Genomic DNA, 25,821 nt, shown 5'->3' with positions numbered 1-25,821 from the left:
TTTAATTGTTTAACCCATAGATTTTTCGGATGGTCTGTGCGTCGTTGCGCTCCTTCGCCCTTTGCACTGCCAGTATTGTAGTATTGTTATTAAAATGCCGTAGGAACATCAGTTTATCCTGCATGTCTGCATATATCCGGTCAATGGCCTGCAAGCGTTCATCATCGCTCATACGAGCTTTGCCTGCCGTGATTACCGTAAGCAACTCATCGAGGTTGCGCAGACTTTCTTTAAACAGATTATCATATACACGACCCAAATAAGCCAGCTCATCTGCATTGAAATTGTTGTCCTGCCGGAAGCGATCATAAGCCTTACGGTATTCTTTAACCAGAATGATCTGGTAATTGGTAATGTCTGCCACACGCCGGTAATTGCGTACCGCCGGACTTACCTCCATCAAGCCATCAAGAAAAGCCTTATGCAAACTGAAGTTGCCTTCTGAAATATTCTTGATAGTGTTATATCCTCCGCTAAGAATTTCGTAGCCTTTCTTCATGTCGCTAAGTATTTGCTTGAATTGCGCCAGTTTCTCAATATTGAGTATGAGCTGCGCTATCTCATCTGCCTGCGCAGATGCACGAAAGGCAGGCAATATGCCCAGGAAGGATAGCGATATCATTATGATCAGCTTTTTCATAGTTACTCGTTTTTAATGCCCTGTAATACACGGCTGGTTTGTACATCTGTTTTTTCTTTGATTCTGGATGCAGCAAGCGATTTTGCATCGTTGGAAAAACTTTGCGAGAAAGTGTATTTGTCCTGCATGTCCAGATACAACTTATCAATCCTTGCAATGCGCTCATCGTCCTTCATTTCTAACTTGCCATCCGTTGTAATCGTAATCAGTTCGTCAAGACTTTTATAGCAGTCGTCCAGCAACCGACCAAAGACCCTTCTGATGTAGGCCAGCTCATCGTTGCTAAAGGCGTCGCTGCTGTTAAGCCTGCCGTAAGTGCGGTTGTAGTTTTGTACAATTTTTACCTGTAAGGCGATTATATCCGCAACCTTTGGATAACGCCTGATTTCCGGGTTCACGGACTTCAAAGAATTTAGGTAATCCGTGTGCAGGTTAAATTCTCCCCTGGTGAAGCCGCCGATAGTGTTCAACCCATCTTTGGCTATGTTGTAGCCCTTTTTAGCATAGCCGATATACACCTGGAGCGCAGCAATTTGCTGAAGCAGGTATTTCTTTTGTGTCTTCTTTTGCTGAAACCATTCTGCAAAAGTTTGTGCTTGCAGGTTACTCCCTGCCGACACAACCAGCAATAGAAACAAGAGTATCTTTTTCATACGTTCTGATTTAAGGAAGTCCATATAATTTTTTTACTGCCTGCACTTCGGTTTCGGTTTTAGCACGCTGAAGGCTTAGTAAAGTATTCTGCCTGTTAAACTGCACCAGATCCGAATAATTGACATCTACCTGGTCGGCTGCGTTGTTAATCAGCTCCAGCCTTTTGGCATCGCTCATTTTCGTCGTGAAGGATTTTATGATGAGGCTGATCTGGTCAATGTTCTTCAGGCTTTCGTCAAGAATGCCTGAATACACTTTTTCCATGTAAAAAATTTCCTCTACAGTAAAATGACTGTCCTGCCGGATCAGCGACCATGAGCGTTTGTATTCATCTACAAGGCGTAATTGTTTCTTTGTAATATCCCGGATGCGCTGGTAGTAGGATATAATGGATTTAACTTTAGCCAGTTCCTCATAGTATTTCCGGTATTGCTCTTTTTGCTTTTCCGTCCAGTCCGAAATCTCATCCAGTTTTAATTTGGATAAAGTATTCTCTAAGGTTTTCTGAGCGTTTTGCAGCCATATCGTTTTATTCTGCAATCGCTGAATTTGCAAATCAATTGCCTTGATCACTTTTTTGACGGCAGCTTTTACTACAACCCAAACCACTGCGTGGCTTTGTTGCGTAGGTGCTACCACCAGTAACATGGTAGCTAACATTGTGATGAACCATATCTTTTTCATGCCTTATAGATTTTTAATAAATAATTCAATCGTTGTCTTTCCCTGCTCCGTCAGTGCTTCGAGGTACAGTGATTTTGAAACTGTCTCGAAAACGCAATACCGATCTCCGCCTATTTCAATGAGGTGGCCGTTGGAATGCCAACCATAGGTAGCCAACCATGTTTCTTCAGATTCAGGAGTGTTACTTATATATTCTGTTCGAGTAACCTGGTAGAAGCTGCCACAGGGCTTTATGGTAAGGGTGGCATCTACTCCTGCAATCTTTTCATTTTGCGGCGGCTGTCTTACATATATGCCTTCCATCATAGAGAGCGTAGCATGGTGCTGCCTCGCGAAGTGAAGTATCATTTTAACGGCTACGTGTAGGTCATATATCAGTTTATTCAGTTTCATTGAGTAGGTGTTTAGCTTTTATTTCTTATTTCTTCTGCCATTGCCGCAATGCCTTTGCGGATGTCGCCATCAAACTTTGCAGCATATTCCATCAGTTTTACCTTTTCTGTTTGCTCGGTAGTATAGGCGAGATATTCCTCCAGGCTTACTTCTGTACGGTACACTTTGCTTAGCATACCTCCGAGGCTGATGAAAACCTCCTTGTATTTCTTGGCGGGATCATTGGCCTTGTTAACGGACAGCACCAACGCCTTTTCCTTTTCTGTTAGTCCCAACAATTCCTGTATCTGGTCAAACTTGTTCTGATATTTACTTTGGTCAAGCAGTATCTTGCAATCGCTGTTGTTAATGATGGCCTGCTTTACCACCGGAGAAGAAATAATATCTTCCACTTCCTGCGTTACCACTATCGCTTCTCCGAAAAATTTCCTTACGGTTTTGAATAAGTATTTTATGTATTCGGCAAAGCCTTCTTTCATGAGAGCTTTCCAGGCTTCTTCAATCAATATCATTTTCCGGATGCCCTTCATCTTCCTCATTTTGTTGATGAAGACTTCCATGATGATGATCGTTACGACAGGAAATAAAATCGGGTGATCCTTGATATTGTCCAGCTCGAATACGATAAACCGTTCCTGTAATAAGTTCAGGTTTTCGGTTGCGTTGAGGAGATAATCAAATTCGCCACCTTCATAGTAAGGGCGAAGCACGTAGAGGAAGTTATTTATATCAAAATCCTTTTCTTTCACCCGGTCGCCTTCCAGCACCTGCGTGTACTCGTCCCTCAGAAAAGCGTAAAAGCTGTTGAAGCAGGGAAACACTTTGGTATTCTTTTCCAGATAGCTGTAATAACCTCCGATAGCATTGGACAGGGCTACATACTCACTGCGCTTAAATTCCTCATCATCTTTTTTCCATAATGCCAGGAGCAGGGTTTTAATGCTTTCCTTTTTTTCGGTATCAAGGCTATCGCCTTCGCCTATATAAAAGGGATTGAAGCGGATGGGATTGTCTTCACTATAGGTAAAATAGTAGCCATTCACCATATCGCACAGTCCCTTGTAGCTGTGCCCTACGTCCACCAGCACGATATGCGTGCCCTGCTCGTAATAGCTGCGTACCATGTGGTTGGTAAAAAAGCTCTTACCGGAACCACTGGGGCCAAGTATGAATTTATTCCTGTTTGTGCAAATGCCCATTTTCATAGGCTCATCGCTGATGTCCACATGAACAGGTTTGCCGGTGAGCCTGTCACCCATGCGAATACCTACGGGGCTTACTGAAGAACGATACCCCGTTTCCAGGTTCAGAAAGCAGGTAGCCTGTTCCGCAAACGTGTCGAAGGTGTCGTTCATGGGAAAGTCTGCGGCGTTACCGGGAATACCCGCCCAGAATATCTGCGGTGCGCCGATAGTTTCCTGTTTCGCTACTGCATCCATCTGTGCCAATGCAGAGGACACCATATTCTTCAGGTCCTTCAGTTCTTCCTTGTTATCTGTCCATACCAGTACATTGAAATGCGATTTAACCGGAAGGCGCTGTTGGCTGATTGCTTCGTTCAGGAAATCATTGGTAGCGTCCCTTGCAATCAAATTCTCCCTGCTGTACGCCGAAAGGGATTGCAGGCGTAATCTTTTGCTTTCCAGCTTTTGAATGGTTTTTTGCGCATCTTCAATAAAGAGATATTGATTATAGATGTGATTGCAGGGTAGAAGTTGTCCTAACGTAGAAGCAAAGCCAACGCTGAACTTTGTTTTATCGGTACTGTATTTGTCGTAATTGATACGGCTACCGCACAGTGCAGGAAGATCTGCGGCATCTCCCAGCGTATAGAGCTGACAATACTTGTCACCCACACGCATTCCTTCATCAAAACTGATGTCAGCCATCAGGAAACTATCGTTTCGCTCGGACAGATAGCAATACTGCTCTATCAAACCCATCTTACGGCTATGGCTCCGCAGCTCTTTTTCTTTAAGCCTTGTCAGCTTCACGAAACCGCTGTCTTCCATAATGCGCTTGAACTGACCCGCACTGTCCAGAAAGTCCTGCAACAGTTGCGGCTTTAAAGTTTCTTCCGGCACTATGGATTTGCGCAGGAGGCTTGAAAACATGGAGCTGGCTGTTTTACGTCCTTCAGGCTTTTTGGTGAGCATGATGTAGCAGCTATGCGCCAGGAAGGGACGCTCGTTGAAGAACCGCTCACTGGCCCGACTAAGGAAGCTGGTATCTTCCTTTGTAAAGTCCGGCTTATGGCTGCTATCCAAAAACCAATCCTGCTTGTGGAATACGCTGTATTTGGGCAGTAGCTTGATTGCTTTTATCCATGCCTGGTGAAAGGCTTCGTATTCCTGATCGGAAAGCGAAAAGATTTCCGGCAGGTCTGCTTTAAAGACAACCGTCATGTCGCCTTGCTTGCTTAGGATGCAGTCATGCTCTACATCCATTATTGGTAAAATATCATCCAACACTTTTTCCATCTCACTTTTTTTACCTGTTATCACTTCAATGCACTCATGGCATTGTTACCTCATAGCTTTGGGCCTCTACGCTGCCGCTGGCCGGTCTTCCGGCTTTCATCTGCTTGTTTGGATTGCTGCTGTTTTTTTATATTCTCTTTTATAGTTTGTTCAATGCCGGTTTCTTTCCAGTCAATAATCTTCGCCTCAAAATGAGATTTGATGTTCTTTAGCTTCAACCCGTCTGTTTCGTCCCACCCTCCTTTTCTATTGAAGCCTACCGGGTCTAATACTATTTCGTGCGGGAAGGAAATAACAATAAGGTCTTTAGGAATGGAGGTGATGTTTTCATAGTCCAATTCCTGAAACTCATGTTTCTTTGGATTGTATGGTATCACGTAAGCCTCTTTGTCATCATCGTAGTAATGGTCAATCTGTCTGAAGACGATGCCGTTGGAAGCGAAATCATCTTTAGGACGCAGCATATCCATTGTTATATCTACATAGAAAGTGTGACCGGCTATGTCCACGGTAGGCAATTGCCCCATCAGCCTCCTTCCAAGCGCCTGCTGATCTACCATTAAAGCGAAATCTGTTTTTCCCTGCACCTCGTGAACGGAGCAACCGTATTTCTCTGCCATCCCCACAGGATCAAGCTGCACCAACTCTGGTATCTTTACTGTGGTAACATCCGTATCGTCGCTAAACAACCTCGGTATGTTTTTCTCTTTAGGACTATAATCAAATACATATCCATCACCAACATCCCGCATGTCAAACAGGGGGATTACGTTCTCCGGGTTTGCTTTCTCACAGAGTTGCAAGCTGGCAACGTCCACAACAAAATCGGTTCCTTCGATGTTGTACACCGGCAATTCTCTTTTCATGATTGTTTGTCTTTAATGCCTATAAAGATTTTTCTGCTCCTGGACTTGATCAGCTTAGGAACCTGCTTCCGGGCAAGGGCTTTCATCAACCCATGTTCGCCGTATTTGTTGCTCATGCCGTAAATCTTCATAACCAGGAATGTTCCTGCGGTCAGAATGATACCGATGCACAGGTAAGTAGGAAGACCGATGATATACATTCCGGCAAAGACAATGAGCAGCGCCACGACACCACCGCCTAAATACCAGATATATTGTGCCTTCAAGCCTTTGAACTCGATGCTCTGGTTAATTCCTTTATTAATTTGATAAACACTATTTGCCATAATATTTCCTTTTAATTATTTTATAATCGCATCCTGCTACGGGAACGTTCTGCTACCTGCTGCGAGGCGAGTATCACTTCTTTTGGAACAGTATGCCCGTTCACTTTTTCGGACAGTTGAATGACAGGAGTATCAATAACTTCTTCCGGTTCGGTTTCCGCTACCTGTTGCTGCTTCAACTGGTTTTCCTGTATCTTGATGGCTATCTGCCTTTCCAGATTAGCCAGTTCATTTTTCATTTGTTGTAATTCCGCTTCCTGTAAAAATGGTTTGGTAGTAAGCTGCTCCAGTTTGGGTATCTCTGTTTTCAGTTCGTTCAAAGTATGCTCGTACTTTTCTTTCAGGCTTTCCACCCGGTCAATCGCATTAAGGAAATGTCTTGCCGCCAGCTTAGGATTGTCTGTATTCGGAAGCCCGTTGTTGTAAGTGTACTTAATACCGTCACTGCTTCGCTGCGCATAAAAGCTATTGGAATAGCGGTATTCAAAAACTCCGTTTTCCTCATAGGCTTCCTGCTGCCTGCGGATATACAGGCTGAAACCGTAGAGTGTACCTATCTGCGCTGTATGCTCATCTGCAACAGCAGGCTTCCAGTCCTGGTACAGCTTGATGATGTGTTTACCAATGGCTTCACTGTCCGTTGAACTGATAGTATCCAGTTTGATAGGGTTAACTTTTACACCGTCCTTATCCAGTTGAAGGCCGGCCTTGTACACTTTTTCATCTGCTGCAAGTTTATCGAGCGTTTTAACGGTGGATGCCTGTTCATTTTGCAGATTTTCCAATTGGTATTTATTGCGTGCGATTTCTCTGAAGTGAGAAACTTTCAGGCTTTCCATTACAGCTATCTTCTTTTCCAGTTTTGATTTTTCCAATAATGAAGTGTCGCCGGACAGAATGGCTATATATTCGGAAAAATTCATCCCGCTTTTTTCGTCAATCGCACCTTCATCAATGGTACGCACGTTCAACTCACAATTTTTCATTTGCGAAATGAACGTCTGTTTATTCTTCAGAAGGTTGAATTTGTAATTATCCAATGACTGTTCTACTGCGTAGATATAGTTCTGAACTTTGTTGCCGTAATATTCTTTGGCAATAAGATTGCCCTGGCGTGCGCCACGGCCATTACGTTGTTCCAGCTCTGACGGTTTCCAGGGAATATCAAGGTGGTGCATGGCCACTACACGTTGCTGCACATTTAGGCCGGTTCCGGCTTTCTCTGTGCTGCCCAATAAAATGCGAATCTCACCTCTGTTCATCTTACGGAACAGTTCGGGCTTTTTTGTATCTGTCCAGTCGTGAATAAAAGTGATTTCCCGTTCGGGAATATTAAAGTCCCTGATCAGTTTTTCTTTAACTGCATCGTAGATATTAAATTCAACAGGCTTGGGTGTACCAATGTCTGAGAAGATAATCTGTGTACCCTTATGCTCGGTAGTTTCTTTATAGATCTCTGCAATCTTGCGGGCACTGACATTTACTTTGTTGTCGGGATGATCACTATACTTCCACTCGTTGATCAATCGCATATCCGCCGACATTTTCTTAGCGTAGTTGGTTGCGATCAGCATTCTGCCTTTGTCTTCCTCTGGCGTCAACCTGCCACGACCAATCAATTCACCATTACCTGTTTTAGCGAAGCGCATCAGGTTTTTAATGAACTCACTTTGTTCAGGCGTTGGCTTTATGTTCACCAGCGTTTCACTCAATTCGGGCTTGTCAAGGTTTATATGTTTTGCCGTTTTGTAGTCGGTGATCTCGTTATAGAACAAAGCAAGCTCCGGTACTTTAATAAAATGCCTGAAGCGTTCTTTGGCAATGATCTCGTTGGTCACTGAAAATTCAAAGTCTGTTGTTTTACGTGCAAATACAGCAGCCCAACCATCAAAATTTTCAATATGCTGGCGTTCCATTTCTTTCGGACGCAGGTATTTAAACAACAGATACATTTCGGTGAGGCTGTTGGATATAGGTGTGCCGGAAAGGAACGTGACACATAAATCGGAATTAAAACGTGTTTGCAGTTCGCGAACAGCGAATAACATATTCAGCGCCTTCTGGCTACCTTCTGTATTACCCAAACCAGCGACCCTGTTATGACGGGTAGTGAAAGTGAGATTTTTGTACTTATGGGATTCGTCCACAAATAAGTGATCAATACCCATTTCTTTGAAATTGATACCTGTGTCTTTCTTTTCCTCGATCTCTTTCAGGATAGATTTCAGTTTTCCCTCAAGGTTGTTCTTGCGTATCTCCAGCCCTTTGAGCATTTTCTTAGAGATGTCGCCGCCAAGATCTTTGACAGTTTCCAGGTCACGTTCAACATTGTCCAGTTCCGTTTGAAATATCTCTCTTTGTATCTCCGGTGACTGCGGTATCTTTCCGAATTGATCATGGGTAAGTATGATACAATCCCAATTGTTGTTCTTTATTTCATGGAAAAGCCGCAACCGTTGTGCGGGTGTAAAATCATTTTGCCCCGGAAACAGGATGCGAGCTTTAGGATAGGCTTTTTTATAGGTTTCTGCTATCTGGTTAACGTTTGCCTTTAGCGCAACAATCATAGGCTTATGCACAATACCTAATCTTTTCATCTCCTGTGCGGAGACGATCATGGTAAGGGTTTTGCCCAATCCTACTTCATGATCAACCAATGCCCCACGGTTCTGTATGATTCGCCAGGCTGCGTTCTTTTGTGAGCTATATAAATCCTCAATGCCTAATGCTTTTTTATCTAAGCCGGGAAAATTGAGGTGGTTGCCGTTGAACTCCCGCAATACATAGCAGTTGAACGTATCATTGTACAGGTTTTCCAAGTTCTTTTTCTCATCATCCGGTATTTCATTCAGCCAGTTAATGAAACCACTCCTTATCTGCTCGATCTTTTGGTGTGCCAGTTGTATGGCTTCATTATCGGGGACCCTGATGGTTGTATTATTAGGGCCTTTCACTTCATAAGTAAAGAAAGGGGTTGTATTCTCCAGTGCATGTTCCAGCAAAGTGTATCCGTAGGTAGTACGTCCGCTTTTCGGTGTAACAGCGAACTCTCTGGATACTTTGATATTCATTCCTGTGTTTACCTTGAAGGCATCCAGCGACGGAAAATAATTGATGGTAGTGTCCAGCTCGAATAGCGATGTAGCAAATCGCTCGTAGTATGAATTAGGTATCCAGCGTTCTCCTAAATTGAAATCCAGTAATTCAAACGGAATACGCTCCGGCTGCACCTTTGCGATGGCTTCCGCACTTCTTTTATAGTGCAGGTTATCCGGGAACTGACCGTACAGGTGTTCTGCCTGCCGCAGCTTTTCAACTACATTACCGCTCAAATACTGGTCTGCTGTTTCCCACTCATTGCTGGCAGGATTCATGTACACATGATTACCGAGGCGATTGATGACTTCGTTTTCATCTAACCCCATTGCCGCACTGATGAAGCCTGTATCTACCTTTCCGGTATCGTTGAGGCTATGAGCAAGGGCTTCAATGGGATCATCGGTTATGAACCGCTCCTTAACCTGATGAATGGAATGAGTTAGTATATCTGCTTTAACAAACCGTTCGCCTTCTCTGCGTTCGAGCGAGGACAATGCAATTACCCCGAAAGCAGTATCTTCCAGAATACGCCTGCGGTTATCAGGGCTGTTCAAAAGACCGTATTCAACAACAAAATGTTCGTACTTGCTGTTTAGCTGATCCCTGTCTGCGTTGCTGATTGTTTCCCCTGATACTTCTTTGGCTGCTAATTCGAGATAAGCATCACGAAGTGCTGCATAGTTTTCGTAGAAATGAATGTTTCCCTGAAGACCCAGGGGCTGGAACACGGCTTGCTTGTATTCGGGATCGGGATTGCCAATTGTGCCGACACTACCCATGTGTACCACCAGCGTTCCTTCCTGGTAGTAAGGCTTTAGCCCGATAAATGGAAGTGGAACTTTTTGTTCAAACCGGAAAAAGCCTTCCAGTGTCTGGTCGCCCTCGTACCTGAAACTGTGGTCAAACTGTTTAAGATAATTGGAAATATCCGTCAGCTCATGACCCAATAAACGGGCATCCATCCAGTTTGCTGACAGATGATCTACTTCTTTGACATTAGAATAAAGCTTATATAAAAAACGATTGCTTTTGTGCTGCTTCGCGGTAAGCAATACAACATTCTCATGACTTGGCTTATCGGTGGTGCGTATCGTGCCGATGATGCGTGCTGATGCTTTTTGCACAACCGTTTCATCGAGTGGATTGATATATGCCATTGCCCGGTTGATCTGCTCTGCCGGGGCTGTATCAAACAATCCCAATTGTACCGAAGTGCTTTCCGTTGGGTTTTCCGGCATCGGCAGGTACGTGAGTTTTTTACCCTCATTTTCAGGAACAGGTAATAGTACCGTTTGCGCCTTCTGATATAATTCAGGGTTAAAGCGATTTTGGAATTGATTGATCAGACTGGCATAAAGGCTTTCCCTGATCTGGTTGATGTCACCATCCTGCCAAACCACTTCTGAAGCTCTGCCGTATTGGTTTTTGCCCGGCTTACGCACATTGCCCATGACCACATCGTGATCGTGAGTGGAGATAAAATAATTATAGGGAAAGCGACCAAATTCATTTTCTCGTTCCCTTACTTCATTCAGCCAATCTTCTTCCCAGCTTATCTTTTCCTTTCCCGTATTCTTTTGAACAATCAACAAATGGTTCGGCGCTTCGGTATTGCCGGTATCTTTCATAAGATTATCAGGCATCACCGCAAGGCCCACAAAATCTGCCCGCTGAAACAGGTATTCTCTTGCTGTATGATTAGATGGACTGTTCAGGAAAGCATCTGTTGTTATGAAAGCCATCAAACCACCTTCACCCAGTTTGTCCAGACCTTTCGCGAAAAAATAATTGTGTATTTTACCCGATATCTCTTTATCGGGAAAGGCTTCATCATATACCGAAAAATTCCCGAAAGGAATATTGCTCACCACCAGGTCATAAGTGCCGTTATCTTTTACAGGTGTTTCTTCAAAGCCTGTAATATGCGTCGCTGTTTTTACCGGAAGCGTACTGTTGATGGCAGACAGCACTAATCCGGTTAGCCTGTCCTTTTCCACTGCGGTAATCTGTTCCAGTTGAGGGAATGATGTAACCGCTTCGCTGATGAACACACCTGAACCGGCTGAAGGTTCATACAATCTTTTAGGCTGAATGCCCTGTGCTGCGAGTACGCTGTAAAGGGTTTGGGGTACTACCTCCGGTGTATAAAATGCGGTGAGAACACTATTACGTAATGAAGCAATGATTTCCTTGTAAGCTGTTTCCGGGTAGTTTTCTTTGAGCAGGTCGTGTATTTGCATCATTTCCGCGTGATGCTTCAAATCCTCTTTTGTAGCACCATTAGCCTGCCAATCTTCCAGTGATCCATAAGGATATAAAACGGCCTTGATGCCGCCAAAACCTGCATATTTTTTCAGGCTGGCGACATCTTCCGCAGTAAGCGGACGACCGTTCTGATAATCCAACGCTGTACGGATAGCACGAAGGTTATCATTCAGCTTTTGGGAAACATTGTAAGCCATAATCACACATTTTCTTTCTTCACTTTTCTTTTGGCTCAGGCCAGGTAATCATGTACCTGCCCAATGATGGCATATCTCAAATGCCTGTTTGTTTCATTTTCACTGTTAAAATCAAAATCACTAAAGATGCCTTTGCATGTTTCGATGAGATTTACGACTTCGTAGGTGAGTGTTCCGTTTTCCTTCATCCGCTCGTAGTCCCCATTAAATTCTTCTTCTATAACCGAGCGTATATACTGATAGCGAGATGGCTGCAATTCTTCTGTCATTGCATTGAGGCATAGTTCTTCGATGATGTAGGGTGGTCTTCCTTCGCCAAGAAGCTGCTCAACCATCGGCAATACAGCGTTCACCTTTTCTTCCAGATACCTGGTGACTGAGTAGTCTTCCTGCAAGCTGATCATGAGATCAGGATTGTTGTGGACGATATACGCCCACAACTTTTCTGTTAGCACACTTTGCATACTTCCTGATTTTTAAACACCGAAGAAGGATTGAATAACGGTTGCAACCACCACCAGAAAAATGCAGCTACCAAACCAGGCGGCGGCAACTTTTCCAGTATCCTGATCACCCGCATTCCATTTCTGGTAAACTTTAACTGCGCCAATCAAACCCAGCAATGCACCCACCGCATACATAAGGTTGGTTCCTGCGGAGAAGTAGCTGCGTACTTTAGTATTGGCTTCATTGATACCCTGAATGCCATCCTGGGCGAATGCCCCATAGTGGATGGCCAATAGTGCCAGAGCGACACAGATCATGATAACCTTTTTGCGGTTATTTCCTTTTGTTTTCCTGCTGCACATTTCCATAACACACGTTTATTAAAATTTGAAATCAACTCTTCTAAAAAACAGAGCGGCTTCGCCGTCACACAACCTGTTATTCCTACCACACTTTGCCCTTACGCACCAGGAGGGACAGGGAAGCACGCTCCGTTAATGGACTGCTACACTGCTTCTTTCCACAACAGTTCCACTTCATCTTCCTTGAGTGTAACAGCACCATATTTTTGACACTCGGTTACAATCAGTTCATTGACTGACGACCGAATGGGCGAGTATCGCACGGAAGGGTATTCCTTCAGTACCATGCTCAGATATTGTTTAAATTCCTGTGGGATTAGCTTTCTGCGGGAGGCATCAGCCACAACAGCTTTGAGACGTTCAATGAGATGTTCCACTTCTGTAAACTCATCATCCGTTGTTTTTTCAAAGCTGCTCATTTCTTGCTGCCCCGGTTCATCGCCAGGATCAGACATGCCGTTGTTATCAGAAGATATTGTTCTGAGTTTCGGTTTACGTTTCCCTGAAAGCAGATCTTTGATTTCAGCAGAAAAATACCTTACACCTACAAACAGGTAGTAAATGGCTAATAGTATGGCAACTGCAATAATGTAGTCACTCCATGAAATGTTCTTTAACATACGCTTACTTTTTTCGTTTAACAGTTTTCAATCCGACCCTTTAAGAACCAGTTGTTTCGATTGGTTTCGATAGCAAAAAAACAAACACAGCGAAGGCGTTTCAAGTCCAACTTTATCTTGTACTCTAAGTTGTACCCCTTGTACCCCTTGATAATCAGGCATACAGTCTTCTGCAAACCGATTATTTTTTTTAAATTAGTATTCGGAATTTTGAATGACTATCGTGAAAAACTAAAAGCGAATCGTTATGAAAACTGGAAGTGTATTAGGAATTGCCATTTTTCTCCTGGCCTCCTGTAGTCAAACCAAATTGGAAAAGGAAGAAGCTGCATCAGCTATACGTGAAGCCAAGAATTATCCAAAAGTGTACGAGTATGAAATCAATATGACTGACCCCGCAAGTGCGAAGAAGCTACTGGATGCGGGGCTGGAGGGAGAGGGATGGGTGACAGTTGATAAAACGCAGAAGCTAAAAGATGCAGGACAACCAATCGTCCATTTTACAGAGAAGGCAAAACCTTACCTCATTCGCATAGATAAGAAGTACGATAATGTGCAGGTAGTAAAAGTTGCTGACATGGATTTAGGGGAAATTACGGGCATTCAATTACAGGAGGATAATAAGAGCGCAACTGTGGAATATACTGTCGTTTATAAAAATGTAACACCTTTTGCCAAACTCATGAAGCGTGACCTTTCCCAAACAGAAACACAACGTGCCCGCCTCGATCATTTTGATACGGGCTGGAAATTGGATAGCCAGCGTTAAATATCCCGTTGCAGTGTGTTCTTTGAACAAGCCGGGTGCTATCAATATTCATTAATCTTCTTAATCATCTGTTGCAGAGTTTCCGTTACTATTTCTTTATCCCTTCCTTCTGCTGAGTAGGATTTACTTCTCATGCTGTCGTAAGAGATGTTTTCCTGATAAGGCGTTGACAAAAATGGAACAATATTTTTAAAAACACTATTCAGAGAGCGGGCCATTACGATTCTTAAATCATCTGCCGCCCTCAATATCAGCGCCATTTGGTCAACTGAGAGTATTGAAAGCAATTTCTCTTTTTCCTTGTCTTTTGGTGCTGACTTCTGTTCACCACCTTTCAGTGGAACAATTGCATAATGTATTTTCTTTTCGAGGTAAAATATTTCCTGAGAAAACCAATTGTCCACCTGCTTGTGCAGAACCGCATTTTGCGTTAGAAAAATCATTCCAGGCTTTTTATGAAGCTGTTTAAATGATTTCAAGTCAAACAGCAAACACTCCATTCTTTCAGAAGGTTGCTCCACGCTGTTGATGTGTGCTGCTATTCTTTCCGTAAGGTTATAGATGTACGTTTTGCTGTTAAAGTTCATACGGATCAATACCTCATCCAGTGTGGTGTAAAGCGTGGCATCATCATTATATTCCAAAAATTCCAGCTCCACACAAAGATCTTTCAGATAGAACATCTCCCTGAAAGTATGCTTGTGCTTATCTGAAGGCAGGTTTAGAAATGCTTCCACTTCCCGAATAATCAACTCCAGCACCGGAATTAATGAATGCTGTTCCCTATGTTTTTTTATTGTCCGTGGCAACCTTTTTAGCAACTCTTTTTTGAGCAGGTCGAAGTAGGTGGCAGGCACACGTTCATCAATGCCCAAATAGCTGGTAAAACGCCTTTCTATCAAAAAAAGCAATTCCTCGATACATGAAATAATATTATCCAGTATCGCCTGGGGCGCTGCATTTTCCGCAAACGGACCCTTGTTTTCCAGTGCCTGGTCAAGCAAGCTGACAAGGCTGGAATGATAGTTTTTTATGGCGCACTTTATCGCTGTTTCGTCATTCAGATTAAACACCGTGAATTTGATGGCGGACTGAACTTTGTCCTTTTCCTGAATTATCAAATTCTGTAATTTGTTGATGTCTTCCGGTGGTATTGAACCAACCTCCGATTTTAATGGATTCAGAGTGACGGAAATCAAAGTGTCCAGCCATTCAAGTACATAACCTTCACACATAAGCCCTCCCTTTTATATGGCAAACATTTGTCACCACAAATGTAGCCCCATACCACCCCTGAAACTATACGTAATTCCTACTATTTCCCTACTCAAATAGTAGTAAATCAATGCCTTGTAGCTATTTGTTCAGCTTATTGATGAGTTGAATCTTGTTCCTGACATCTGCTTTCTCAAACAGATTCTGGATATGTTTAGTGACCGTTTTTTCAGAGATAAACAGATCTTTGGCGATCATCTTATACGTTCTGCCTTTCACAATCAGGCGGGCTATTTCGATTTCCCTTGTGGTAAAATGCAGCAGCTTACAGTTTTCCTCAAACTTTGTCTGGCTGGAAGCGGAAACACCTTCTTGCCCCAGGTTTTTTAAGGTTTGAAGTTGGGCTATGGAGGAACTTAAGATAGCCTTTTGCTGTTTGTTGATACTATCCAAGATGGTTTCAATCTTTTGGCTCAATTCTTCAAAGGAAAAAGGTTTTGAAATAAAGTCTATTGCGCCCAACTTCAGGCCCTTCAGTTTGTCAACCTGTGTGGATTTAGCCGTTAGGAAAATTAAAGGTATATGTGAATATCTTCCCTGTTCTGCCAGTTTCCTGGCGAAAGCAAAACCATCCATTTTGTCCATCATTACATCAGAAAGAATAAGGTCGGGAATGACCGTTATTTCGTGGAGCTTTTTCAAAGCCTCCGCACCATTTCTTGCGCAGAATACATTATACACCGTACTTAATTTCTGAAGCAGGAAATTAATCATTGTAATATTATCTTCAATCAAAAGCAAAGTGCGCCTGCCCGCTTTAAATTCACTGTCGGCAATGGTATCATAACTGTATTCGTAACTGAGCTTACTGATAGCTGTACCTGATTTAGCAATTTCTTCATTGCTACCTAATGTATGTTGAGTGAGCGTGATTGTAACCGTTGTTCCCGGAACTACTTCCGGCTGGCTTTGAATAGCAATAGTTCCTCCAAGCCCATCCACTACTTTTTTGACAATAGGCAAGCCTAACCCCATACCCTGAAGTCCCGTATTTTTATGCCCTATCTGGTAATAAGGCTCGAATATTTTCTTTTGTAATTCAGTGGGTATTCCGTCGCCGGTATCCTTAACCGCAAATACAATTTTATCTTCCTGCTTCGTCAGGGATATAGCTATCTGACCGCCTTCGTCTGTAAACTTTATTGCGTTTTCAATAATGTTGTTGACTATACGGTTAATCGCATTGGGATCAGCTTTTATCAGCAGCCCATCTTCTATGTCAACAAAGCAGGTAATCTGTTGCATATAACAATAATGCTGGAACAAAGAAAGGCTGTTGCTTAAGATAGCACTGAAGTCAGATATACGAGTGTGTTTGTAAGTATCTATACCCTTTGTAAACCGCTCAATGTCGAACAGGTTTATCACGTCGGCTGTTAGTTTATCAACGCCGCCTTTTATTACATCCAGTTCCTGGACAGAACCATATTTGGATATGTATTCATCGAGATAATTTTTGATCAGCGTAAGTGGTGTCTTTGTTTCATGAACGAGGTTAATAAAGTTGTTAGTCTTCTGTTCATTGATCTTTTCCAGTTCTTTGGTGCGTTTATTCACTTCATCCTGCAAATCGGCATTCCAGCTTCTTAGCCGTTGCTCCGATTCAATCAGCTTTCCATGTTCTATCCGAAGCTGCGTTACGTTTCTATGCACCTGCAAGCCGAACAGTAGCAGGAAGCCGATATTAGTAATTGATGCTTCGATTGCCTGTCCGAATTTAAAATAGTCAATGATCGGTAACCCAATCCACGGTGTCAGACTGAACAGTAATACGACCATCTCCTGCCTTGCTTCAAGGCTGCTAAAATTATTATTATACTTGTAGCGAATAGCTTTAAACAAAGAGATAATGACCCAAATTGCATAGAGAACTGGAATGACCAGAAGATTTTGAGCATTCCGTAGGTCGTTTGAAATCCAAAAAATAAATACGAAAATCAGATAAGGTATAACCAGGAAAAAGTACACGCCACGGTAAGCGTGAAATTTCAATTTTGTAAGACCGAATCCCTTATATACATAATATGGAAAATAACAGGGTGTAATAAATCCGGTAGCGTATGCAATTACCTCCTGTGTGAAAAATGAGCCTGGCAAATTAGGATCAGGAAGCAAACCACCGGTCACGTTATACGTGATCAGTAAAAGCAAAAGAATGATGTTCAGGAATGTTGTCTTATCACCTGGTCGGGATAATTTAAAAATGACCAGATAGAAAAAGAAAACAATTTCTATGCTCACAAAAGCGAATGTGACAATGTGCATCTGTGTCCCGAACACTAACATTCCCTACTGATTTTTGACTGCCCTGCTGAAGAAATAAAGATGATAGGTTAGATACTCCTCATGGTAGGATTGAAAGCCGAACTTATCGTACCACGGCAAGTTCCTGACTGTTGATGTTTCAAGATAAACGGGGCGATTCTGCTGATCGCTGTAGTCAAGCACTGATTGGAGCAACTTGCTTCCTGCGCCCTTATTCTGATCTTCCGGTGCAACACCGATAAACCACAGATAACTAAATGGTGCTTTAGGATGAAGGCTATTTATCAGTTTTTCCCTTTTAAGCGTTTTCATAATATTGCCAATGCCCACGCATTGGAAGATCAATTTGAGGTCTAATGAGATTGATTTCAGGGTAGTTTTCTTCTTGTCGGGATATACAATAAGAGCGCAAGCCTTGTTATCGTTGGAGAGAAAAATTTCACCGAACAGGTAGCATACCTCAAAAGAATAGTCCATCAGTGCACGTATTCGTTTCTCTCTATGTTTATCCTGTTTAATAATGTAGTTAACACTTGCGTTGGTGTCAAATGACGATGCAAGAATTTCAATAACTAAATTCTTGTGGGTGTAATTTGCTTTTTTCATAAATATTGGTTATACAGTTTTATATTATTTTACAAGGATCTAATCGCTTCGGTGAGAAGATTACGCATCAGACCAGTAAATATCGTCGTTATGTTTATCCATCTTAATAGGTCAATGATAATCCGACACCCCATCCCATATCACTGTCGTAGTGAGTGCGGATGCCGATGTTTTTGTTGATGATGTAACTAAGTTCCCCCATGTATTCAAAGTCCGTATTCACCATAAAGCCGCCCCGTAATCTTTTGGATATAGGAATATCCTCTCTCATCATTTGCAACCGGACGATTCCATCGTGATATACCTCTGCCTGGAAGTTAACCAGCATCGGCAGCGTATAGATAAATCCTAAACTAAACTGTCTGCGGGTGTCTTTCTCATTTCTTTGCCCAAACAAATTCTTTTCGTGCTCATCAATACCGAGTCTGCGGTAACGCCAGTCAAAACCTATGAATGGCATAAACCATTGCATTCTGCCCAAATACCTGCCTAAATGTGTTTCTACCTCGTAGCCGTGCATATCATTGTAACCTAAACGCCATTCCGAACTCAGGTTCCACCTGGTGTTTTGTAGCATTGCCGTTCCGTCATTTCCATTGGTGGCAAAATCATTCTGCGCCATGAAATGTGGCATATTGCTTTCCCGCTGTAAGGCTCTATAGGCTTTAGCCTTATCGGGTAAGTTGGGATTTTGGTAATCGCCTACGGCAAACACCCTGTTCATGCCCGACATCATGTGATACAAAATATGACAGTGAAAAAACCAGTCGCCCTCCGTATTAGCCGCGAACTCAAGGGTGTCTGTTTCCATCGGCATGATATCAATGATATTTTTAAGCGGTGAATGCTCACCTTTTCCGTTTAGCACCCTGAAATCAAACCCGTGCAGGTGCATGGGATGGCGCATCATGGAGTTGTTGTAAATCGTAATGCGCAGTATTTCTCCTTTCTTGACAGGTATTTTATCCGTTTCAGAAAGTACCCTGTTGTCCATGCTCCATACATAGCGGTTCATATTCCCGGTAAGGGTGAATTTTATGTTTTTTACAGGCGCATCTTTAGGTAGTGATGTGTTATAGGGAGATTTGAGCATGGCATAATTTAAAGTAACAATATCTCCTAAAGCATTCGCATTATAACGGTTGGGATCATTATCCATATTCATTCCGCCATGCTTACTATGGTCAGCCTTTTTTCCTGCTTCTCCTGTAATTTCGGGGTACATGACCACATTCATATCCATTTGGTTCAGGCTCATCTTCATACCCATGTCGTCCAGGTCGCCGTTCATCTTCATCATGTCGTTCATCATCTTCATCCCTTCAAAATATTTCAATCTTGGCAGCGGTGAAATAAGCTGCTTTACCCCGTTACCAATGAAATAGCTTGCCGATTGTGTCCTGTCTTCGGTTGTCGCTAAAAATTCATACGCCAAACCATCATCAGGTATGGTGACCACTATATCGTATGTTTCGGATACGGCAATAATTAACCTGTCCACCTCTACTGGCTCCACGTCGTTACCGTCATTTGCCACTACGGTAATTTTACCACCGGCGTAACGCAGCCAGAAATAAGAAGATGCACCGCCATTGGAGATACGAAGACGGACTTTATCCCCAGCCTTCAATGTTTTTCCATCCACCGATTTTAACTCCGGCGAATTGTGGCCATTCATAAGGATCTTATCATAATACACATCACTTACGTCCATTGCCAGCATCCGTTTCCACTCATTCTTTACTTTTACGCCTAATTTTCCTTCTCTGATAGCTTCAACGTATGACTGCGTTGCATTCTTTTTGATGGCAGCCCAATCATTGGCGTTGTGCAACATCCGGTTAATGTTATTAGGGTTATAATTTGTCCATTCGCTCAGGACAATGGGTAAGGTGGGCAAATCGTCAATTCCTTTTCTAAAGGTCTTATCGTCTGCACGCTTGTTCATTACAAAACTGCCGTACATCCCTATCTGTTCCTGCAATCCTGAGTGGGAATGATACCAGTGTGTACCGTGCTGAATAATCGGGAAACGGTAGGTATAGGTAGTACCGGGCTTAATCGGCTGTTGCGTAAGATATGGTACGCCATCTTCTTTATTGGGCAGGAATACGCCATGCCAGTGCAATGATGTACTTTCCTTTAACAGGTTGTGTACTACAATTTCGGCAGTATCTCCCTCGGTAAATGTAAGCGTGGGCATGGGTATTTGCCCGTTTACCGCAATCGCTCTTTTTTGTTTTCCTGCATAGTTTACAAGGGTATCTTTTACATACAGCTCGTAATGCACCACCTTCTGTGCAAACAGGGTTTGTGTGCAAAGCAGTATCAGCACTGTTTGCAGTATTTTTATGGGTATGTCTTTATATCTTTTCATTATTTCAAATTTTATTTAATACTGTCTTCCATCGTGCCAAACCAATTAATCAAAACCTGCTTATCATCCTGTGATAATACTGCGTTGCGATGAATCAACGTATATGACGACAACGGCATTTCCCCGTCCTTGACCTGACCCGCCATTGCCCTGAACTTATTTCGCTGCTTGCGGGCGGAATAATCCCCAAAAGTGCTAAAGTTGAGTTCCTCTTTGCCTTTTTTGATATGCCGTGCCATATACCATGCTCCGGGCTGGATACGGCTATACCACGGATAGCGGGTATTATTGCTATGGCAGTCATAGCAGGATTGGGTAAGGATGGCCTTTACGTTTTGGGGTACGGCGTAAACCCTTTCAATATGAGAGGCGGTTACTTCATCCGACTGGTTTCGTAACGGCTGAAAAAACTGCATGCCGATTAAGATAACAGCCAACCCCAATATGATTTTCTTTTTTAAGGACATAATATTGTGGCTTCATTTAAAGTGTGACTACTGTTTTTTTAAATAATTGTCGTAATTATCCTTGTTCTCAAAGTAGGATACTTCGCCGTTGTTTCCCGTTACGGCAATCACCGCTACAGCTTTGTCCACTTGCTTGTGGGAGTACGGGTCCGTTGCCACCCGAACGCTGGCATCTTTTGGAATACGCTCTTTGCACATATCACAGCAGCCATAGTATGTTTTACCTTGAAATTTTACGTCAAATTGCTTTTTACCCATATAGGCATCGTTGACCATGCAGACTTCATCTGAGGGGACCAATTCGCCTTTTTGGATATGATGTTCGTGGCCTGTTGCAACTGCCTCCGGGTGATGGTGTGTTGCTTCCTCCTTATTGGACCCTGCCTGCCCGCAAGCGGTGCATAGCAGGGTTAACAGGGAAAGCAAGCCGATTAATACTTTGCTCATGTTGAAATTATTTTTTGAATTTTATCATCGTCCTATTTATCATTTTCAAACTCTTTTAGTTTGCGCTTCATCAGTTCAATTTCTTCTGCCTGAGTTTTAAGTATGTTTTTTTGCAACTGTATCAGTTCCGGGTCGGTCAGGTGTGCCTTTTCAGACATCAATATGGCTGCTGCGTGATGGGGTATCATACCCTTTGCAAACTGCTTATCGCCGACATTGATTTGTTCCCTGATACCAAACCATGAAAAAATGCCAACGGCGACTGAAATTATTGCTATCAACCAGTTCATCTTTCTGTTGGGGTACATCATTTTCATGATCAATAATTCAATAAGCAACATTGCCGAGGTCATCAGCAAGGTCATATACAAATTGTTGATATTGAGTAGAAGGTTCTGCCACCCGTCTATCATGGCGTACATAATAAAATACATAACTCCGAACATTGCGACAGCCATCACCGCAAAGCGTTTGTACATGCCAGAAGCATGTTTTGAATTGTGCACACCATGCGCTGAAGCATGGTGTGCATTGTGACTGTTTTCCATATTTTCCATATAACTGATTTTTATTTGCTGTTAATTGTTTGCTGCACCTTACCGCAGGTCAGCATTTTCGAGCCATAATAAGGGTTTTTGATTTCCTTGTTTTCACTGAACCAAACCGCTCCCTTATTGTCGTTGAACATCGGGCAATGATCTTGATACAATGTTTGTGATGTACCAAACAAATCAATCAGGTCTTTCAAATCTTCGCTAAGCGAGGATAAATGTTCGCGTTGATGGTGGATGTTACCAACATTTGCCCCGATATGCTCTGCATGTTCTTTAGCATCATCCGCTATGTCCATGTATTTTTTGTGCTTATCGGCAGGAATGGCTTTCATGTCTACCTGGTTCAAAGCAGCTAAGAGTTTTTTACCGGCTCCGGCAGCAGCTTTGTCATCGTCTGAAACAAGAGCATTCTTTAATGACAGGTAGCCGGTAATGATGGGCGCAATGGAAAATCCTTTGGCTGCGGCATTTACTGATTCGCCTGGCTGTTTACCGTTTGATGTATCGATAGCGGCAGGGGCGGTTAAGGTATCATTTGATTGGGAAGTCGCCTGCCCGCCCGAAACCGCGGTGGTATCCGTTCCAGATTGGTTTTTGTTTGAAGACTCAGTACAGGATACTGCTACAAATGTTATGATAACTGCGAAGATTGATAATGCGAAATTTTTCATTTTATTAATTTTTAAATTGAATAAGTATTTTAAGTTAGGGTTACCACCGTACCATGCAGTACCGGCAACCGGTAAGAGTTATTGTTAGCGGTATAGATGATAGCATCTATGCCACCTTTCTTTTACATTTTTATCACGAGGCCATTGGGCTTTTTACCAACGTTGAGCGTCTTTGTTACGGCATGTGATGATACGTTGATTACTGAAACCGTATTGCTTTCCTGGTTGGTGACATAAGCGGTATTCCCGTCCTGTGTGAATACAATGGCGTGCGACCCTGCACCGGTATTAAATACACCCGCGTGCATCCACATACTCATGGCATTGTCCCAAGTCCAGTAATGAACTTTCCCATTCATAGGGTCAGTTACCCATAGTTCATTTTTTGACGCGTTATGGGCGGCAAATCCGGGCATAAAACCTAAACTAACAGTTTCGCTTACCGTATTGGTAGCTACATCAATTACGGAAATGGTCTGTGAAGCTTCATTGTCCACATACATTTTACCGTTACCGGCAGGCCAGGCTCCGACAGGATCGTCGCCTACGGTCAGGGTAGCTACCACAGTTTTTGCAGAAGGACTGATCACTGAAACTGTACCACTGCCACCATTGCACACGTAGGCTTTTGTGCCATCCGTGCTAAAGGTTACTTCCGCCGGATCTTCACCTACGGAGATTGTATTTTTGACAGCATAGGTGGTGGCATCGTAAACCAACACCTTTCCATCCATCGCCATTTGCGTTGTCCATATTTCTGTACCGTCCGGTGAATAAACGGCATTGTGGTTCATTGCCGGTGTTTCGATATCCTTTAAAATGGTTCCTTTCTTTGCATCCAGAATCAGGATACGCCCTTTCATACCTGCCATGCCACCAGTATGACCTGCACTCAAATCCATACCCGGCACGCCGATGCTTAAATGATCTTGATGGCTATAAATGTGATGCGGCCACATAATCATATTACCACTGGAGTTCATGATGTCAAAGGTTTCGCTCACGGTATTATCGCTTAGCTTGATAATTGAAACGGTGGCGCTTTCACCATTGACCACGTATGCTGCGGGGTAATCAATATTTTTGTCCATTGGCATGTCTCCCTTATCATCTTTGTTACAAGAGGACAAGGTGGTAAAGGAACCGGCAGCGATTACTACAAAAAATGCTACGTTTTTCATTTTAGATTTAATTTTTTGATTTTTAAGAAACTTGCGTTAATAGCCACTACAATGGTGCTTACGCTCATCAGCACAGCACCCATAGCGGGACTTAAAATAAATTTTGGATAGAGGACACCTGCTGCAAGTGGAATTGCCACGACGTTGTAACCCACCGCCCATATCAGGTTCTGCACCATTTTTTTGTAGGTGAGTTTACCGAAGTCAATCAGCTTAACTACATCCCTGGGATCACTGTCCACCAATATGATGTCCGCTGTTTCGGCAGCCACATCCGTACCGGAACCTACGGCAATACCCACGTCTGCCTGCGCCAGTGCAGGCGCATCATTGACACCATCACCTGTCATGGCAACCACTTCACCTTTATCCTGGAACTCTTTTACCTTTTCCTGCTTGTTATGGGGCAGCACATTTGCCAAATAACCGTCCATTCCTAATTTTCCGGCCACCGCAGCAGCGATCCTGTCATTGTCCCCGGTGAGCAAAAAGGACTTAATGCCCATTTTTTTGAGTTCATCAACTGCCTGTCCGGAACCCTCCCGGATGCTGTCTGCCAAAGTGATGATGCCGATTACCTGATTTTCGATGAGAACGAAGTTGACCGTTTCGGCTTCCTGGTTGATTTCTGCTGGAATTTCCGGTAAGGAAAGGTGGTTTTCTTTGAAATAATTTGGCCCCGCAGCTACTACATTTTTCCCTTTGACAACACCTTTAACACCGATGCCCTGCATATAGCTGAAGTTTTCAGACTTCCATAAGGCAAGGCCCTTTTCTTTTAATATTGCCATGATGCCTTTTGCTATATGGTGTTCCGAATTTTGCTGTACTGCGGCAGCATACTGGATCACTTCATCAGCCTTATACTCGTCCGTTAACGGGATCACTTTTTCCACTGCATGGGAACCTTTAGTGAGCGTTCCGGTTTTATCAAAAATGACGGTAGATAGCTTCCGGGTTGTTTCAAATGCCGTCCGGTTGCGAATGAGCAGACCATTGGTTGCCGAAAGTGTGGTGGAAATGGCGACCACCAACGGGATAGCCACACCCAATGCGTGCGGGCAGGCGGTTACCATGACCGTCACCATCCTTTCAAGGGCAAAGGCAGTATCACCACTGCTGGCAAACCAATAAACGAATGTGCCTATGCCAACGGCAATGGCAATAAAGGTGAGCCATTTGGCTACTTTGTCAGCAAGGTTCTGCGTATTGGACTTAGTGGCCTGCGCCTCCTGTACCAGGTTAATCACCCGGTTCAGGTAGCTGTCTTTTCCTACTGCTGTTACCTTTACCTTCAACGCACCGTCGCCATTGATAGATCCTGCGATCACCTTACTGTTCGTTTCCTTTTTTACGGGAACACTTTCCCCGGTAAGCATACTTTCGTTGATGTAAGAAACACCCTCCAGTACCAAGCCGTCCGCCGGAATTTTTTCCCCCGGCTTTATGATAACCGTTTCATTGCTTTGCAACTCTTCGAGCTTTATTTTTACGGCTTCTCCGTTTCGTTCAACGGTGACATCGTTTGGCAGTAAGGCCACCAGTGATTGTAATGCCCGGGAAGCAGCCATCTGGGAACGCATTTCCAGCCAATGCCCCAAAAGCATGATGTCGATAAGGGTTGCCAGTTCCCAAAAGAAATCCATGCCCTGCAGGCCAAACACCACGGCCACCGAATAGATGTAGGCTACGGATATGGCGATGGCAACAAGTGTCATCATCCCTATGGCTTTTGCTTTCATCTCGCCCATCATTCCCTTCAGGAAGGGGAAGCCTCCATAGAGATAAATTGTTGTTCCGAGTGCCAGCAATACATATTTATCGCCGGTGAAAGCAAGGCTGAAACCCAACCATTGCTGTATCATATGTGATAACAGCAGGATAGGAACTGTAATGACCAGGCTTACCCAAAAGCGTTTCAGGAAATCGCCGGTATGATGCCCTGCATGCTTATTAAAGCCCTCTTTTTCATGATCATGAGAAGAATGCTCAGCATGCCCATGTCCTGATGTATGCTTATGAGAAGCTGATGTACTGCCAACTGGCACCAATAGACCTCTTGTATTAATTGAAAAAGGCATATAATTCATAATTGTAAATGCCAGCGATTAAATTTACTCTTAATCCAAAACGTTTTCTTCTGTTACGGTATCGTTCGCCCAGTATTTTGAATACT

Annotated in this window: 22 protein-coding genes; 1 reads left to right on the top strand and 21 read right to left on the bottom strand. The window is 43.3% G+C overall.

Annotated features, from left to right (window positions below; genetic code table 11):
* Position 1: 1 nt before the first annotated feature.
* The 11 genes from DC498_RS17220 to DC498_RS17170 all read right to left on the bottom strand — a co-directional run bounded on the left by DC498_RS17220 (position 2) and on the right by DC498_RS17170 (position 13,033).
* Positions 2–640 (bottom strand): TerB family tellurite resistance protein, encoded by a 639-nt coding sequence (locus DC498_RS17220; protein ID WP_116875411.1) that lies wholly within the window; start codon positions 638–640, stop codon positions 2–4.
* A 2-nt stretch (positions 641–642) separates the two neighbouring features.
* On the bottom strand, positions 643–1,293 hold the full coding sequence (locus tag DC498_RS17215) for a hypothetical protein (protein ID WP_054282891.1): 651 nt from the start codon (positions 1,291–1,293) through the stop codon (positions 643–645).
* Between the two features lie 10 nt (positions 1,294–1,303).
* Positions 1,304–1,978, bottom strand: coding sequence for a hypothetical protein (locus DC498_RS17210; RefSeq protein WP_054282503.1), 675 nt, complete (start codon positions 1,976–1,978; stop codon positions 1,304–1,306).
* Between the two features lie 3 nt (positions 1,979–1,981).
* The gene (locus tag DC498_RS17205) at positions 1,982–2,371 is read right to left on the bottom strand and encodes a hypothetical protein (protein WP_054282504.1); all 390 of its coding nucleotides are present in this window, start codon (positions 2,369–2,371) and stop codon (positions 1,982–1,984) included.
* An 11-nt stretch (positions 2,372–2,382) separates the two neighbouring features.
* Entirely contained in the window at positions 2,383–4,851 is a 2,469-nt protein-coding gene (locus DC498_RS17200; RefSeq protein ID WP_054282505.1) for a TraG family conjugative transposon ATPase, read from the bottom strand.
* Between the two features lie 50 nt (positions 4,852–4,901).
* Positions 4,902–5,717, bottom strand: coding sequence for a hypothetical protein (locus DC498_RS17195; protein ID WP_054282506.1), 816 nt, complete (start codon positions 5,715–5,717; stop codon positions 4,902–4,904).
* Positions 5,714–6,043, bottom strand: a complete 330-nt coding sequence (locus DC498_RS17190; protein ID WP_054282507.1) for a DUF4133 domain-containing protein — start codon at positions 6,041–6,043, stop codon at positions 5,714–5,716. Before DC498_RS17190 ends, DC498_RS17195 begins: the two co-directional genes overlap by 4 nt.
* 20 nt (positions 6,044–6,063) lie before the next feature.
* Complete coding sequence (locus tag DC498_RS17185; RefSeq protein WP_054282508.1) at positions 6,064–11,604, bottom strand: helicase-related protein; 5,541 nt, start codon at positions 11,602–11,604, stop codon at positions 6,064–6,066.
* Between the two features lie 35 nt (positions 11,605–11,639).
* A complete protein-coding gene (locus DC498_RS17180; protein ID WP_206197666.1) occupies positions 11,640–12,008 on the bottom strand; it encodes a DUF1896 family protein in 369 nt (122 codons plus the stop codon).
* A gap of 72 nt (positions 12,009–12,080) precedes the next feature.
* A complete protein-coding gene (locus tag DC498_RS17175) occupies positions 12,081–12,419 on the bottom strand; it encodes a DUF4134 domain-containing protein (protein WP_054282510.1) in 339 nt (112 codons plus the stop codon).
* Positions 12,420–12,556: 137 nt separating this feature from the next.
* Complete coding sequence (locus DC498_RS17170; RefSeq protein WP_054282511.1) at positions 12,557–13,033, bottom strand: hypothetical protein; 477 nt, start codon at positions 13,031–13,033, stop codon at positions 12,557–12,559.
* Between the two features lie 247 nt (positions 13,034–13,280).
* On the opposite strand from DC498_RS17170, the gene DC498_RS17165 reads away from it, so the two are divergent.
* On the top strand, positions 13,281–13,802 hold the full coding sequence (locus DC498_RS17165) for a hypothetical protein (protein WP_054282512.1): 522 nt from the start codon (positions 13,281–13,283) through the stop codon (positions 13,800–13,802).
* A 41-nt stretch (positions 13,803–13,843) separates the two neighbouring features.
* On the opposite strand, the gene DC498_RS17160 is transcribed toward DC498_RS17165, so the two are convergent.
* The 10 genes from DC498_RS17160 to DC498_RS17115 form a co-directional block, all read right to left on the bottom strand.
* On the bottom strand, positions 13,844–15,037 hold the full coding sequence (locus DC498_RS17160) for a hypothetical protein (protein WP_054282513.1): 1,194 nt from the start codon (positions 15,035–15,037) through the stop codon (positions 13,844–13,846).
* A gap of 121 nt (positions 15,038–15,158) precedes the next feature.
* On the bottom strand, positions 15,159–16,919 hold the full coding sequence (locus DC498_RS17155) for an ATP-binding response regulator (protein WP_165813877.1): 1,761 nt from the start codon (positions 16,917–16,919) through the stop codon (positions 15,159–15,161).
* A 447-nt stretch (positions 16,920–17,366) separates the two neighbouring features.
* The gene (locus tag DC498_RS17150; RefSeq protein WP_054282515.1) at positions 17,367–17,948 is read right to left on the bottom strand and encodes a GNAT family N-acetyltransferase; all 582 of its coding nucleotides are present in this window, start codon (positions 17,946–17,948) and stop codon (positions 17,367–17,369) included.
* A gap of 103 nt (positions 17,949–18,051) precedes the next feature.
* Positions 18,052–20,325 carry a multicopper oxidase family protein gene (locus DC498_RS17145; RefSeq protein ID WP_054282516.1) on the bottom strand — a complete coding sequence of 758 codons (2,274 nt, stop codon included), beginning with the start codon at positions 20,323–20,325 and terminating at the stop codon, positions 18,052–18,054.
* An 11-nt stretch (positions 20,326–20,336) separates the two neighbouring features.
* Positions 20,337–20,792 (bottom strand): heme-binding domain-containing protein, encoded by a 456-nt coding sequence (locus tag DC498_RS17140; protein ID WP_054282517.1) that lies wholly within the window; start codon positions 20,790–20,792, stop codon positions 20,337–20,339.
* Between the two features lie 27 nt (positions 20,793–20,819).
* Positions 20,820–21,239, bottom strand: coding sequence for a hypothetical protein (locus DC498_RS17135; RefSeq protein WP_054282518.1), 420 nt, complete (start codon positions 21,237–21,239; stop codon positions 20,820–20,822).
* A 32-nt stretch (positions 21,240–21,271) separates the two neighbouring features.
* Positions 21,272–21,796 (bottom strand): DUF305 domain-containing protein, encoded by a 525-nt coding sequence (locus DC498_RS17130; protein ID WP_054282519.1) that lies wholly within the window; start codon positions 21,794–21,796, stop codon positions 21,272–21,274.
* An 11-nt stretch (positions 21,797–21,807) separates the two neighbouring features.
* Entirely contained in the window at positions 21,808–22,464 is a 657-nt protein-coding gene (locus tag DC498_RS17125; protein ID WP_054282520.1) for a DUF3347 domain-containing protein, read from the bottom strand.
* A gap of 122 nt (positions 22,465–22,586) precedes the next feature.
* Positions 22,587–23,645, bottom strand: a complete 1,059-nt coding sequence (locus DC498_RS17120) for a YncE family protein (RefSeq protein ID WP_116875409.1) — start codon at positions 23,643–23,645, stop codon at positions 22,587–22,589.
* Entirely contained in the window at positions 23,642–25,726 is a 2,085-nt protein-coding gene (locus DC498_RS17115; RefSeq protein WP_206197665.1) for a heavy metal translocating P-type ATPase, read from the bottom strand. Before DC498_RS17115 ends, DC498_RS17120 begins: the two co-directional genes overlap by 4 nt.
* Between the last annotated feature and the right edge of the window lie 95 nt (positions 25,727–25,821).

It is taken from the genome of Terrimonas sp. (genome assembly GCF_003075435.1).
GTDB lineage: Bacteria > Bacteroidota > Bacteroidia > Chitinophagales > Chitinophagaceae > Agriterribacter.
The sequence above is the reverse complement of the archived record's forward strand: the minus strand, read 5'-3'. Positions and strand labels throughout refer to the sequence as shown.